General features: G+C 48.5%; 10 protein-coding genes. All 10 read right to left on the bottom strand.

The features are described from left to right. Nucleotides 1-14: 14 nt before the first annotated feature. Entirely contained in the window at nt 15-1,391 is a 1,377-nt protein-coding gene (locus H7F31_RS28475) for an ABC transporter substrate-binding protein (RefSeq protein WP_187101556.1), read from the bottom strand. Between the two features lie 90 nt (nt 1,392-1,481). Continuing rightward, nucleotides 1,482-2,447: a carbohydrate ABC transporter permease gene (locus tag H7F31_RS28480; protein ID WP_187101557.1), complete on the bottom strand. Its 966-nt coding sequence runs from the start codon at nt 2,445-2,447 to the stop codon at nt 1,482-1,484. A gap of 16 nt (nt 2,448-2,463) precedes the next feature. Then, nucleotides 2,464-3,348: a carbohydrate ABC transporter permease gene (locus tag H7F31_RS28485; RefSeq protein ID WP_187101558.1), complete on the bottom strand. Its 885-nt coding sequence runs from the start codon at nt 3,346-3,348 to the stop codon at nt 2,464-2,466. A gap of 2 nt (nt 3,349-3,350) precedes the next feature. Continuing rightward, the gene (locus H7F31_RS28490; protein WP_187101559.1) at nt 3,351-5,654 is read right to left on the bottom strand and encodes a DUF5696 domain-containing protein; all 2,304 of its coding nucleotides are present in this window, start codon (nt 5,652-5,654) and stop codon (nt 3,351-3,353) included. Further along, a complete protein-coding gene (locus H7F31_RS28495) occupies nt 5,647-7,692 on the bottom strand; it encodes a YIP1 family protein (RefSeq protein ID WP_187101560.1) in 2,046 nt (681 codons plus the stop codon). The genes H7F31_RS28490 and H7F31_RS28495 overlap by 8 nt, the downstream gene beginning before the upstream one ends. 35 nt (nt 7,693-7,727) lie before the next feature. Further along, nucleotides 7,728-8,588 (bottom strand): carbohydrate ABC transporter permease, encoded by an 861-nt coding sequence (locus H7F31_RS28500; protein WP_187101561.1) that lies wholly within the window; start codon nt 8,586-8,588, stop codon nt 7,728-7,730. A gap of 2 nt (nt 8,589-8,590) precedes the next feature. Next, nucleotides 8,591-9,571 carry a carbohydrate ABC transporter permease gene (locus H7F31_RS28505; protein ID WP_256975456.1) on the bottom strand — a complete coding sequence of 327 codons (981 nt, stop codon included), beginning with the start codon at nt 9,569-9,571 and terminating at the stop codon, nt 8,591-8,593. Beyond that, entirely contained in the window at nt 9,568-12,564 is a 2,997-nt protein-coding gene (locus H7F31_RS28510; RefSeq protein ID WP_187101562.1) for an extracellular solute-binding protein, read from the bottom strand. Before H7F31_RS28510 ends, H7F31_RS28505 begins: the two co-directional genes overlap by 4 nt. Next, a complete protein-coding gene (locus H7F31_RS28515) occupies nt 12,564-13,694 on the bottom strand; it encodes an ABC transporter ATP-binding protein (protein WP_187105586.1) in 1,131 nt (376 codons plus the stop codon). The genes H7F31_RS28510 and H7F31_RS28515 overlap by 1 nt, the downstream gene beginning before the upstream one ends. A gap of 255 nt (nt 13,695-13,949) precedes the next feature. Further along, nucleotides 13,950-15,065 carry a glycosyltransferase WbsX family protein gene (locus tag H7F31_RS28520; RefSeq protein WP_187101563.1) on the bottom strand — a complete coding sequence of 372 codons (1,116 nt, stop codon included), beginning with the start codon at nt 15,063-15,065 and terminating at the stop codon, nt 13,950-13,952. Nucleotides 15,066-15,122 lie beyond the last annotated feature (57 nt).

Consider the following 15,122-nt stretch of genomic DNA (forward strand, 5'->3'; position numbering starts at 1 on the left):
TTCGCCGTGACGGCTTATCTCGTCGCATTAAACCGATCCGCAGCTGGAATGAATATCTCATTGATCGAAGCACCATCGAACAGGATTTGATCCAATCCACCATCGATAGCAGTCACGTATTCGCCATAATCGACAACATTCATGCCCTGTGCGGCGCAGCAAGGCTCTCCGTTATACAATTGTTTAATCGCATCGATGTTTTTGCCCTGCCAAGCCGAAGCATTCGTAAACAAATACTCCTGCAGCTCCGCGCTCAGTCCCCACGGCGAATCCCCCCAATCGATGGAGAACTTTAAGCCTTCTTCGGACATTAAATATTTGTAGTACAACAATGATTCTTCTTTGTGCTTAGAGGCGCTCAGCATAACGAATGGAGCAGTCAACAGCAAAGTCGCTTGTTTCTCTGTTCCGTACGGCAAAGAAAGCACATCCCATTCGAAAGGCGCATCCTTGTAGACGCCGGTCATCCATGGTCCTTGTACGGTGAACAGTGCTTTCCCTTGCATAAAGGCATCGCTTAACCCTTGCTCGGTCGCTTGCTGGCGGTTCGGAACGACATGATGTTTGGTTTGCAATTCCTGCACCCATTGCACATCCGCCAATACGGCTGGCGTATTCGCCACGCTTTCGGTCCCTTCGGCGTTCATGAACGAATGGCTGCCCGCGCTGCCATTAGCAATGGCTAGACTGCTCGTTAGAATACGGGCTACATTCGGAGAGGAATCCAAACCCCACTCTCCGGCTGCCGGGTCGGTTGCCTGCTGTGCCATTTTCAGCAAATCGTCGTAGGTCCATTCCGCGGCCGGCATCTCCAGACCATGTTTCTCCAACAGATCCTTATTGACAAACATCAGGAAAGGAGCCGCATTGGAGCCCGGCAACGCCAACTGCTTGCCATCCACTTTAAAAGTGTTCATAAAGCTAGACGGGAAAGGAAGATCACGAAGATCGGGATCGTTCTCTATATAAGGAGTTAAATCTTCGTACAGCTCCGCGCCGGATGTCAGCTCTCCTGGCATAATCATATCTGCAGGCGTGCCGGCAGCTTGTAATGCGACAGCTTTCGCAACGATTGCGGCTGCCCCCTCCAGCACCGTCTCGAACTTCACTGTGATCCATGGATAGAGCTTGTTGAAGTTCTCGAACATGGCTTTTATATTCGGTTCTTCTCCCGTCCAGTTCGTAACCAATGTCAGCTCTACCGGATCGCGGTTTTCAGGCGCCACAGTCGCTTCGGGAGTATCTTCAGTCGGTTTAACCTCTTGAGTGGCTGCAGGAGACGGCGGTGTATTCTCGCTGTTGGCGCCCGAACAGGCAGAGATGGATAATGCAATTAATAATACTGTCAGAATCAATGCAAGTTTGTTTTTATAGATTACTTTTCTTTTCATTTGTATGACCTCCAAATTTTATTTGTATTCCCGCTCTATTCCTGCTGCTGCGATTACATCCTCCTCACCTCCCGTTCATTGCCTCCGTCGCTACTCCACCAGCCCTGTCCGTTCGATACCCTCGGTAAACCAACGCTGCGCAAACATATATAACAACGTTGGAGGAAGCAGGATCAGGAATACCGCCGACATCTTTGCTCCTTCTGTTACCGGGTTTTGCTTGATGTTAAAGTGGGTCATCGTATTCCCGGTCAGAACCTGCTCCAAACTATCCAACCGGATCGACAAAGGAGTAAAGTCACTGGAAAGAAACATGGATGCTTCGTAATACATGTTCCAGTACCATATAAAGGAAAACAAGAATACAACTATACAGGCCGACGAAGCGAGCGGCAGCATAATTCGCCAAAATAGCCGATTGACCGTCGCACCATCCAGCTTGGCCGCTTCCTCCAACGCCTTCGGCTGCCCAAGGAAAAACTGCCGGAAAATGATAATAAACAGCGCACTTCGCAGTCCCTGCCCAAATAAGGCCGGAATCAGAAAGACGAAAGGCGTATTCAAGAGTCCCAGCTTCCCATAAATGACGAATAGCGGGATGACGTAAACTTGAGGAGGAATCAGAAAAGTCAACACGACCAAAAAAAACAACAGCCCGCGTCCTGGAAAACGAAGCCTGGCCAAGCCATAACCGGTTATGGCACATACAATGACTTGGATGATGGAACAAAACAGCGCAATGACGAGCGTGTTCGCAAACGCACTCGGATATTCAAGTCCTACCCAAGCCTTGGCGACATTACCGAGGGTCCAGTCACGGGGCAAATACTTGACCGTCGGATCGATAAGATCGCTTAAGCTTTTAAACATGGTCGATACAACGTATAACAATGGCTGCAAGTAAAGAAATGCGACAATGCTGAGTACGGCATACAGCAACAGCTTGGCGATGAGACCGTCGTTCGTATGCTTGCCTAGCAGCACAAGGCGTACACGCTGTCCTTGCTTGCGCCGAGCGAATGCAAGCAACGGCTGCATACGAGTTTGCAACTTCATATGGGATACTCTCCTTTCACTTCGCTTGACGCGTCCGGCTCGTAAACCAGACAACGATTAACATCAGCACGAGCACGATGGCAAAGTACATCCAAGCCATTGCACTGGAATAGCCGTATCCGGTTTTCTGCAAAAACATATGTTTGCTTACCAGTTCCATGATCGGATTGAACGGAAAGGTGAACATGTCTACTAGCGTGTACAGCGTGCAAAGCCCAATAAACGGCTTCATGCCAGGCAGCGTAATTTTCCAAAAGCTCTCCCAAGGCGAAGCACCGTCAATACGGATTGCTTCATAAATAGATTTCGGAATGGTCTGAAAACCGGAAATAAAAATAAGAATCTGCACGCCTGAATACCACAAAATAATAACTGCCTTGCTCATTACTCCCAGAACTGGTTCAGCAAATTGTCTTCCCACCGCTTCATATACAATACCTTCCAGTCCATATTGTGCGATGAAGGGGAGCTCCCCCTGCCCTTGACTAAACAGCTCCATAAGCACCTGTCCGGTTGCGAATATAACCGGTAAAAAGAATAAAGCTCGATAGAACGTACGCCCTCTGAACTGTTGAGCAAGCAGAATCGATACCAGGAACGAAAAAATAATAATAAGCGGCACCATTAATACAATTTCCTGAAAATACATCAGCAACTTTACAGAATATTCACTATCCTCCACCAGCACTCGCCGGAAATTTTCAAGCCCGACGAAAGTATACGCCATGCCAGTCGATTGAAATGATACGTTATTCACGCTCATAAACAGCGACCATCCAATCGGAAAAGCCATAAAAACGATAAATCCGATTGTCCAAGGGAGAAGGAACAGATAACCCGCGCTGTAGTCCTTCCATTTGTATAAAAAGCGTTCTCTTTGGGCATTGAATTGTCGTGCCATACTCAATCCCCCCCGATTACTTGAAATGTAGAGGCGTTATAGTCGACAATGACCCACGCACCTCCCTCGTATTCTGTCTCATACACACCGTCCTCCAGCCGACGATGTGAGACGATTGTTTTCCCCTGCAATGGGGCAAGCTGACTGAATGCCCGATACTCCTCGACGATTCGATCCTTCCATTTGGCGAAATGTGTGCTATACAGATCATTGTCCAACGTATAGCGAATGGAGATTGAAGGCTCATGGGTTACAACAAACGATGGAATAGCTCCGTATTCAATCGCCTTCAAGAAATGATCGTCATAACGAGCGCGCATGTTGCCCGGTGTAAAAGAATATGGAATCAAACCGTGAAGGACAATGGGATAAAAGGGAACCGTCTCATCCACGTTTAAGTCATAACTCGTTTCGAAAGGCAGCTCTTGAATGAGTTCTGTATGGGACAAAATATAATCGCTTCCAGTTTCAGCCACTGCTTTTCCTAGTCGTTCGCGAGCATAATTCATAGCCGCGCCAAACAGATGTGCAGTTTGCTCGCGTGTGACCCCCCGATCAGATTGACGATCGCTATAAATCCGCTTGCCGAATTCTGAAAATGCGACACCATCCGCTCCCAGCTTCTCCAGCCGATTAATAGCCTCATACGCTAAACCAACTGACTGGCTAGGCGTCATCACAAACATTCCCGAGTACGTAAAAACAGTGCCATCCATTGCTCGAATACCATCGGTCCTCGCTGAGATGCCGGATGCTTTGTCGCTGTACCAAATAAAATTTTGATCAAACAACACTTTGTATCCAAACGAATGGGCCATGTCTATAAACTTTTGGGCTCCGGCAGTACCGCCCAGCTTCCTTTCAACAGGGAAGATATCGGCAACGCCAGGTTCTCCCCCCTGCTGCCAGCCCTTTAAAATAACCTCTATGTTATCAATTCCCTCGGCTTCTAATTGTTCAATGATTTGTTCTGCCTGACCAAATGTAGTGGCTGTTTCATACTTGTCACCTACTGGCGACTCGCCCGTGCTGCCGCCAACAATGGTTAGAAGCAACGGCATCTCCAACGATGGTCCAATAGATGCGCTCGAGCGCTCTGTAATTGCTTCTTGATCTGGCAACTCTCCCGCTTCCTGCAAATATTCCCGATAGGAGTGAGCCATCTGCACATATCCGGCCCCCTTCCCATCAAGCAAACGGTATTCAATTACTCGATCACCAGATATTCGTTCCTTCTGGATCGTATTTATGGGGGGAGTAAGCTTGCTTAGCTTCTGGCCGTATTCCTCACGGTAAATCCATTCCGCGACAGCCGTGTTGTAACTCGATACAATCCCTGCCGGTTGTCCTTTAATACGGCTTTCGAATCGTCCCTCCTTGAGCACTGCCACGAATGCTTCATCCCGATGCTTGATACCGAAGACAGGATAAGTGACCGGACTCTCGCGCACATTCTCAGTACTCGCTGCTCGAATTGTCCAGTCTTCTCCATATGCGTTGTAACGATAGCCCCGGCCGGCAATGGTTCGATCAGCGTCAAAATAGATCAGGCCGCCAGGGCCATCCGGTACAAACAAATAACCTTCCTGCTCTTCATTACGAGTTGCTCCAAAGAAAGGCAATACCTGTAGGGATACAATGAAATTCGCACCCTCCTCCCGGATGCTCGCATCTGGTACTCGAACCTCCATTCCGGAAGCCGTAAGGCGATATTGAAGACTAAAGCCGATGGCTTGCTTGTTGAACCAATAGTTTACCTGCAGCCTCTCGTCGTCGAGCTGGTAATCGATGGCCAAATCTTTATCTGCGTTATTGACAATCAACCGCTGGCTCTTGCCCTCTTCGTGATATTCCAACATAAATGGCGACTTCAAATTTGCAAGCAGTGTACCTTTAACCGTCTCGCTCTCTAATTTCTCCTGCGGCGGATTGCTTCGCCATACATAACCGGTCTCGTAATTGAGGAGCTTGATCGCGCTCGTAATCGAATGGATGGACAACGCATACTTTCCATTATCGATGGCCACTGCATAACCTTCACCATCTATAGCTCCTGGTTGCCAGGATGAAGCGTCTGACAACGGTTTCAACTCCGGCTCAGCGAGTGCGAGGCCCATCTCCCGAAGCGAAGGAATTCGCTCCTGACCAGCAGAGATCAGCCATCCTCCGGCAAGCAATACAACGGCCGACGCTACGGCCAGCATCAACTTACCTTGCTTCGTTCTCGTCATACGTCTCGTATGGCTTGCGACATGAGCCTTGGCTTTCTGCTCAAACTCTCGATTGACCTGCGGCTGCTCATCCATACTGGATTACCTCCCGCGAGAACTCATAGACAAAGTTGTAAACGTTGTAGCCGAGCGCCGTCAAAATTGTGAGCATAATCCAAATGACTCCAATCGTCAGCAGAGTTACTGCCGAGTTTCGTATAGCTTCCATGAAATCGAAATTGTGAATGACCTGGGTCATGACTAACATAAGCATGGCTATCCACATCCACATGACCGTAAGCAGTGAATCCGCTACAACCCTCTCTTCCAGTACGATCACATTCGTCAGAACCAAATAGATCGGCATAAACGCGATATAAGGGACAAACGCGAACGTACTTGCCTGCATCACCTCTCGGAACCGCCCTTCCCCATCCTTGACCGTACTCACGAGATAATTGGCCACTGCCCAGGTCAACCAGCCTCCGAGCACGATCAGTATCGGCCATATCGGGTCACGAAGCTCCACTGGTGTCGGATCGAAGGAAAACCCAGTCCAATACGTCCTTCCGATGGTGAGCAGTATAACCCCAAGCATAATGGTCATTAACGTCACCATGGATATACGGCGTTCCTTCAAGCGATAGAAGCCCTCGTATGGATGCAATAGCAGATATCGAAAGTCTCCCCACTCTTGGACATAAGTCTGTATTTGCGGTCTCTCGGTGATTCTCTTCCACCATTGTTTCGTAGCTTGCCTGCGGAGCGACAAGGCCGATGCGGCCCAAATCATTATGATGATGGCAATCGCCTGCAACAAGTTCTTCTGGATCCAATCTAGACGCACTTCCCAGAAGGCATCCGAATAACCTTCGGGATCTGTCCCTTGCTTGAAGTAGGTCAATGCTTCATCGTAATCCCCTTCCTTCAAGGCCGCTTTACCTAGTCCGCGATAACCGGCGTCGAGCATTTCATTAAGCGCGATAGCTTGCTCCCAATGCGATTGTCCATCCGTATAATATCCCTTGTCATATAAGTCCATTGCACGCAGCACCGAATCACCGAATTCGGTTCGTTCAAAAACTTGCACTATATTCAACTTACTGTCTGCCACCCACAGCTCTTGACGTGAATTAAGTGCGATAGACGTCGGAAAGCTGAATAGGCCAAGCCGCTCTGAATCTGTGCTGATACCTCCAAAACGAAAGAGCGCCTGACCTTGAGGATCGTAGATGTTAATAGCTCCATCGCTATGTCGATAAACGGCATACATGAAACCATTGGCATCAATTGCTACATCAACTAATTGATCCAGATTCTGAAAGCTTCTATTTTTCAGCATATCTACTCCGCCAGCGTTCAATTTCTTAATCTGGCCGCTGTTTACACCCGAGTTAGCCGTCAATAGAAAACCATCGGACACAGGCGTTATATTGCTGGATTCTCCTGGCCGGACTGCGGTTACTCTTGCTAACTGCTCAGCAGACAGAATCTGACGCTGCATCCATTGCGTGAACGTGATCGTCGACCTATTAGCTCCGAAGAAGCCGGTAAAGTCGCCATTCGCATTCATGCGTACAATCCCTTGATAGGAGCCTGCTGATACGATGTATAGTGTTCCTCTTGTATCCACGACGATCTTTCGGGGCACAAAGAAATAGGAATCCGGCAGCAGCTCCGTTACTGGTTTGCGATACTCCTTTAGGAAGCTGCCCTCGTTATCAAATACTGCAATTCGCTGATTTCCAGTATCCGCCACATAGACGGTTCCATCTCCCGTGACGAATACACCCTCAGGCTTACTGAGCCTTCCTTCCCCTTCCTCAGGTGCAATCTGTCTGGCAAAGTCGCCATCCGGATTTAGAATCACGATTCGATTGTTGCCAGTATCAGCTACGTACACTTGATCGTTATGAGATATAAATAGATCATTAGGTTCCGAGAAGGCAGGTTGCCCCTCTTTTCCTTTGCCTGTCATTGCAACTACCGGTGTATATACGGGCTGGGTCTCCCATACATCATGCTGATCCGGGATAAAATACTCGGTCCAATATGGCAATGAGGCGAATGCCGGCGCCGGACAGAGCAGGCACAGAATGCCTATCAAACCGATTAATCTTCTAGCTGTCGGCACTGTAGCTCCTCCTTCCTGTTTGCTTAGCCGAACGGTTATTCTTTAATTCCCGAGCTGACCATCGTTTCCATTACACGATTCTGAAACAGCAGAAACACCAGCAAATTCGGAATAAACAGCAGCAGTCCAGCCGCAGCCATCATGCCTTGGCCGGAGACGACATTCTGTGCGGCATTGCCTAAGGTCTGCACATAATAAGGCAATGTCTTAAGTGTTTCTTCATGAATAAATAAGGTAGATGCTTCCACATCGCCCCAGGAGGCCTGAAAGGTAAGAATAGCAACAGTTGCTATGGCTGGAGCGGTCAGCGGTATAACAATCCGCGTAAACAACGTCCATTGCTTCGCTCCATCTATCTTTGCTGCCTCCAGCAGAGAATCCGGTATTTGCGTAATAAACTGAATCAGTAGAAACACCGATACAGGCGCTGCGATAAAGGGAAGAATATGCGCGAAGTAAGTATCGCTGACCCCGATTCCGCTAATGATGAGATACCTCGGAATTTGCACCGTTTCCGCCGCAAACATGAGCGATACATAAATCAGTGCCATAACTATTGTGCGAAAGTGAAATTTAAATTTGGCGAGCGCATAAGCTGCCATCGTGCTGACTGCCACAACAGCGATTAAAGTTGCAACAACCACAAGCATGCTATTAAACAAATAACGCGTAAACGGCACCAGGTCGCCGGAAGTGGAGCTCCATAGCCGCTCGAAGTTTTGTGATGTCGGCTGACTGACAAGAAACCGCGGCGGGAATAGAAACAACTCGTTAAGCGGCTTGAATGCATGATTGAATAAAAATACGATGGGCAACATCATAAATGCAGCCAAAGCCGTCAGTCCCATCAACAACATCACTTTGTTGAATCGCAATTTTCGTAACGTTAAAATCATCGTTATTCATCCTCCTTGGGCAAGAACAACCGGTAACAGAACCGGAGCACCAAATAACTGATAACGAGGAGGATAACGCACAACGCGGAAGCATAGCCGAGCTCGAACCGCAAAAACGCATAATCGTCTATATGGTTAATCATCAAATGGCCCGCATATTGGGGGGTAATCATCTGACCAGTAAGCTGTACGGAGATTCCACCTGCCTTGAGCGTGCCGACAATCGCCATAATGGCGCTGAAGAGCATTTGCGGTTTAATCGCCGGAATGGTGATATAGAACACCTCTTGCAACGGATTTGAAATACCATCCATCCGCCCTGCCTCGTACATCTCTTGATTAACGGTTTGCAGTCCAGCAAGTATGGCCAGGAAACCAATACTGAAACTTGTCCATAGCGACACGACGATCATGACTCCGAGCAAGTATTTCGGATCCTGCAGCCATAACTGCGGCGTATCGATTAAGCCCAGATTCAACAGCCAATTATTCAAATATCCAACACGGTCGCCGCTAAACGCGGCCCCCCATACGACAGACAATGCTACCCCGCCAGCCAGAGAAGGCGCGTAAAACGCCAGCGTATAATAATCCCGAATACGCTTAGGCAGTTGGTGAATAAGCCAAGCAAATGCAAAAGATAAAATATAACCGCCCGGCCCAACAATAAGCGCGAATTTGAGCGTATTGGCCAGCGCAAACTTCAGAAAGATCAAATCCTGCGAAATAATGGCGATAAAGTTGTTCAGACCCACAAGTCGCGGGAATGTGAAGCCATTAAAGGATGTCACGCTGAGCAATGCCGCCAATAATACAGGGATAAAGATAAAGATTATAAAACTCAGCAGGAAGGGAACTAAAAACAGATAGGCCGCCCGATCTCTCCACATCTCCCGTACAAATTTACGCAATCTGAGCTTCCAATCCGCACCGGCTTTACGATGGGAAGTGGAGGGAGGGACTGGAACATCAACTGTTTTCATCGGCTATCCCTTCCTTCCCTCACCACAGGGTCGGGATCATCCGGCACCTGCAGATCAATGTCTATAGGCAAGCCGAAGTCATCCAGCTTCCTTCTAATTTCTCGCTTCAGACTATTATCGCCATCCTCCAGCGCTTCTTTGGCAGGAATGCCTCTCAATATCCGATCATTCCATGCAAAGTCCATCACACGAGGCAAGAAATAATGTCCAGGCACAATCGGAATATTATTAGCCCAGCGGAACTGCTCTCTTAGTACGCTCAGTTCCTCCTGTGGCCATGGCATGTTTAAGATCGCTTCTACGTTGGCAGAGTTCCATCGATATTCCAGACCGTACAGCGACTCCACGTCTTCACCATATCTCAGCTGAATATTAGCTGAAGTCCACCAATCCAGAAATGCCCATGCCTCTTCCTGCTTTTCGCTTTGCTTCATAATCATCGCTCCTGCCGTCGACTGCTGCGCCCAACGCTCCGTTTCTCCGCCTTCGCCAGACATTCCAGGTATAGGTAGCATCTTCCAGTTCCCTGCAATATCAGGAGCAGCCACATTCAACATGACGTAGAATGAGAAGTCCGCAATACCAATCGGCACGCTGCCTTTACGGAAATGCTCGATTAACGAAGGCACATCCATGGGAAACAAATATTTGTCGAACAGCTCCGTCCATTCCGTGAAAGCATCCAGCGCAGCCTTCTCTCCCAGCATTGAAGTATTACCTTCCGACGAATAAAAAGGCGCCTTATTCTGCAGGAAGAAAACGCTAAAGTCTTTGGGCGGAAAATAAAACGCCATCCCCTGTTCCTGTAATGTCGGCAGCATTCTGTAAACATCCTCCCATGTGTCAGGAGGAGTAAGTCCAAGACTGTCCAACACATCCGTACGATAATACAACGCGCTAAAGTTCTGAATTTCCGGAAGCCCATACGTGCCGCCATTGTATTGGTAGCTTCGCATAACACCCGGCTGAAAACGCTCTTCTACCTCTTCATAACCTGGAAATTGCGATAAATCCGCTACTGCATCACGCATCGCATAATCAACCGGCATTTCTCCTGAGACACCGAGCACAACGTCGGGCTGATCCCCGGCAGCATTGCTCAATATAAGCGCATTGGGATTCGGCATAAGGTTGACGTTAACCGTAATCCCCGTCTCTGGGGTGAAATATTGTTGAATCATCTGGTTCAATACGTCGACATAATCGCGACCGCGATGTACCCATACGGTAATCGCTTCTTCTTTATTCGTTGATTTGTCGCTATACGACATAAAGAAGGTTCGGGCAAAATCAACGGCTGAGTACCAGACAAATTCCAAAGCCCCGGCCTCTGGAAGCATCGTCTCTTGACCAGGCAACCGCACCTCGATTCGATCGAGTAATACCATCTGGCCGTCCAACTGATTCAACCAAGTTGCCAGGCTGTTCTGAGCTACTGTCAGCTCCGTAAGACGATTAGGGATATCTTCAACGTGATTGTCATAATACTTAAGCGTATCCACTGCAACACGAATAGCAGAAGCTGTATCTGTCTCCGTCTGATACAACCCGTTCAAGTAGGCCGCCGTTTTCTCCAACCGTTCGATCATCTTTTTCAAATCTTCGTGAATGGGCGGATAATACTTGACGATGTCCCATGTCCGGTTCTGATCCGTATTAGGCGTATCCCGACCAAAACCAAAGTTGCCTGTCAGAGTCCGGAGCTTGCGGTCCAACTCGCTCATCTCTTTCAGTGTTTGTCTTAGCGCCAAAGCCGCCGGTTCAACCGGAGCTGCATCAGCTGTCATTCGCAGTACATGGTTGCCTTTGGTCAAATAAAAAAGAAACGGCATGCCATCCTTGTCTTGGACCGTCAGTGGGCTAAGACGCCTATTCGAAGGCAATTCATAAGCATACATTTCACGGAAGGGCACCTCGCCGTCAATCGAGATTGTCCGGTAAGCCGAAACCTCTCCCCGCCATGTTTGCAAATATTGAATCGCAAGCTCATAGTGACCATCCTCAGGCACCTCGATATCCCATTCCAGCCAATCCCCTGCTTCCTTCCAGCGATCCCCGCCGATAGCATTGTATACAATTCTCCCCTTGGGGTCTGGCGTTACATTGGGCTCCCGCAGCGAGACCGACTGTATGCCGGGCTTGGACTTGGCAGCTGCTTGCTCCGCCTCGTAAATGCGGGACCAATCTTCCTGTTGTCGAGTTAAGGTTGCTCCGCCATGCAAAACTCTGTATTCCTCATATGAAGGAACAACCTTCGGAGCTGTCAGTCGAAGCTCACCCAGCGCAACCGGCTCACGCCCTTCCGTCATGCGAATCGTATGCCGCCCTTGCTCCAAATACCATTGCAGCGGTTCGGAAGAAGTTCTGAAGCTGGCTGCTGCTATTGTTCGCAGCCCCTCCAGCTCCTTCTGCACGGGCCGCATCTCATTGCCCAAGGCATTGCGGGTATATGGGAATTGACCATCCTTCCAATATCGATCCAGTATAATAGCCCCCGCCTCCCGGAAAGGCTGTTGGCCGTCAATCTTAAACCCTCGCACGACGGAGGAGAAGCTTCCAGGAAGCGGCTCGTAATCCAGCTCCAGGGTGTATAATCCCGTTTCGCCCACCTCGAACTCCCACTCCACCCATCCTGAATCATTATTCCAATGAAGCACAGGCGGGTTTGAAGAAGTTTGAGCGATCTGTGCTAGCTCGGCATCTGGAGAAGCCGCAATATAACTCACTGCGGGAATAGAGATTGACGAAGCCTCTTTCGCGGGTCTAGCCTCCAACGCCTGGTACCTTCGCACAACATCCTGATAATAGAGAAGCTCGCCTTCTTGCTCTTCCATAAAGCTGCCGCCAATCGCCAGCTCCTCAGCATCGATCACCGTGTAACTGCCAACATCGGAAGACAGCGAACGGAACAATAAAAAAATGGCGGCGACCGCGATGAAGAGCACTATCGTAACGCCAGGCTTCCTTGCCGATCCCGTTCGGAACACGGTCATTATGAATCATCCCCCATCCGGATGGCCTGCCCATCATCGGGATGAAATAAATGGGCTTTATTCATCAGGATCATCACTTCTACCTCATCACCGCTCGTAATTTTTGTGTGCGCTTCCATTCTGCAAACCAACAACTGCTCGCTGCCGATATTGAGATAAACGTAGGTGTCGGAGCCCATGAGCTCGACAATTTCGGCTTTACCGTTAACCTTCCACTCTTCTAGATCTTGCTGATCAGTAGATTTTGCTGCAACGTGTTCCGGGCGGACACCCAGTACCGCCGTGCGCATCATTCGCTCGCTATTATTCAGTGCTTGCTCCATTCCGGGCGGAATTGCAAGACGCAGCCGCTTCGTTTCGAAATACAACACTTCATCTCTTCGAACGATCCTCCCATGGATGAAATTCATTTGCGGACTGCCGATAAAGCTGGCCACAAACTGGTTCGCAGGTTCGTCATAAAGCGTTTGCGGCGTTGCCACCTGTTGAATGCAGCCGTCCTTCATCACCACAATACGAGTCCCCATCGTCATAGCCTCTGTCTGGTCATGCGTAACATAAACAAAGGTTGTTTGCAGTTGGCTGTGCAGCTTAATGAGCTCCGCCCGCGTCTGGGCCCTAAGCTTGGCATCCAGATTGGACAACGGTTCATCCATCAAGAAAACCTGCGGTTCTCTAACGATTGCACGGCCAAGCGCAACCCGCTGTTTTTGACCGCCGGAAAGCTGATTTGGGCGCTTAAGAAGCAAATGAGAGATTTCCAATATTTTAGCGGCCCGCTGTACTCGCATTTCAACTTCATACTTCGCTACCTTTCGCAGCTTGAGGCCGAGCGCCATATTTTCAAATACAGTCAAATTAGGATATAAGGCATAATTTTGGAATACCATAGCGATATCACGGTTTTTGGGAGATACGTAATTGATGTATTTATCTCCAATATAGATATCTCCCTGCGATATATCCTCTAACCCCGCCAACATACGCAGAGTGGTCGTTTTGCCGCAGCCCGATGGCCCTACCAGCACAAGAAACTCTCCATCCTCCACGTTCAAGTGAAAATCGTTGACGGAAGGGCGTTCTTCTTTTCCGTAGTATTTATAGACATGCTCGAATGTTACAGCCGCCACTTCAACACCCCTTTTCGTCAAGCATTCCTTACTCTCATCAACAAGCTTATCATTCACACATTCGCGCTCGAATGGCTCCGTTTTACTTTATTAGGGGGTTAGCTTTACTTTCGACCTAGGGAACATAGTCTACAAAACGCAAAAAAACCCTGACTGCAATTCGTCAGGGCCATTCAAACCTATACGATCAAGGTTTTCTTTTATTCGCTTTGTCTCTATAAGTGAATCATGATAGATCGCCGTAGCGTCTACTTCTCAGTCAACGGACTTAAACACATCTTTGACCGCATCGAGATAACCATACCCATACAGGTCATCCGGTTGCAAATAACTGGTTTCCGTCCATTCGTTCCAACTGTTAATTACGATCAGTGGATACTGATCTGGATGCGCATCAGCATATTCTTTGGCTTTTTGGAACGCTCTTCTCACATTTTCCGGTGTGTTGTTCTTCACGATGCCCGGACGGAATTCTTGGAATCTTGGATTGTTGTCCCAACCGATAGAAATGTGCGGATAATAGGGAATATCAAAGGTTTCGTCAATACGTTTCCATTCGCCGAGAACATCCTCCATAATCTCATTGTAGTCTCTATCGATATCGACAAAATGAATGAATTGATAATGGGACAAGCTATCGAATTCGAGAAACTTCACGATCTCGCTCGTCGTAGCCGATTTCCCCCCATCAACCCCGCTCAGATTGAAATCCCGCTCGCCCCACAGGGTCAATTGCAAGTGAAGTCCCGGTAAACCCGCTTGCACCGCACGCTCTCGAAACCACGCAAATGCAGCTTTAGTTGCATCTGCTCCCCCCAACCCCTCCATTAGAATGGCAAGGTCGTAAATCATAAATACGGGTTTCCCATCCTGCGTATAGTAAGACGGATGCTTGAAGTACTTTTCTATCAACCTGTCTGCAATTTTTTCGAATTCCTGCCGATCCACCGCGGCATTCCAAATGATATTATCATCCTCCACATCCGAGATCCGAACATCCCATATGTTCGGGACATTGTGATTTGCCCACATGAGGTAAAATTTCACTCTATCGTTATTGCTGGCTTTCAGGTATCCGTTATTCAGACACTGCTCCAGAAACGGCCTCTTGTCGTACCAATACCAATCATAGATGAATACATTAACCCCATGGTCGGCAGCCGCATTAATTTGCATCTCCATTACATAGGGATCGGCTTCATTGACATATCCCCAAAGCGGCTTCCGCGGCCAATTATGTTCAGGAAACTTCTTTACCGCATTTTTTACCGACTGCCATTCGCCATATCCTTCCGGCCAGAACATTCTGGTTCTGGGTTCATCCCCCGTATAAGATGGCCAAACATATGCAGCTACATCATACTTCTTCATATATTTCCCTCCGTTTGCCTGCAGTTAATAGATTCCGATAGTTACTCGGCATCGTAA

It is taken from the genome of Paenibacillus sp. PAMC21692 (genome assembly GCF_014303795.1).
Classification (GTDB): Bacteria; Bacillota; Bacilli; order Paenibacillales; family Paenibacillaceae; genus Pristimantibacillus; species Pristimantibacillus agaridevorans.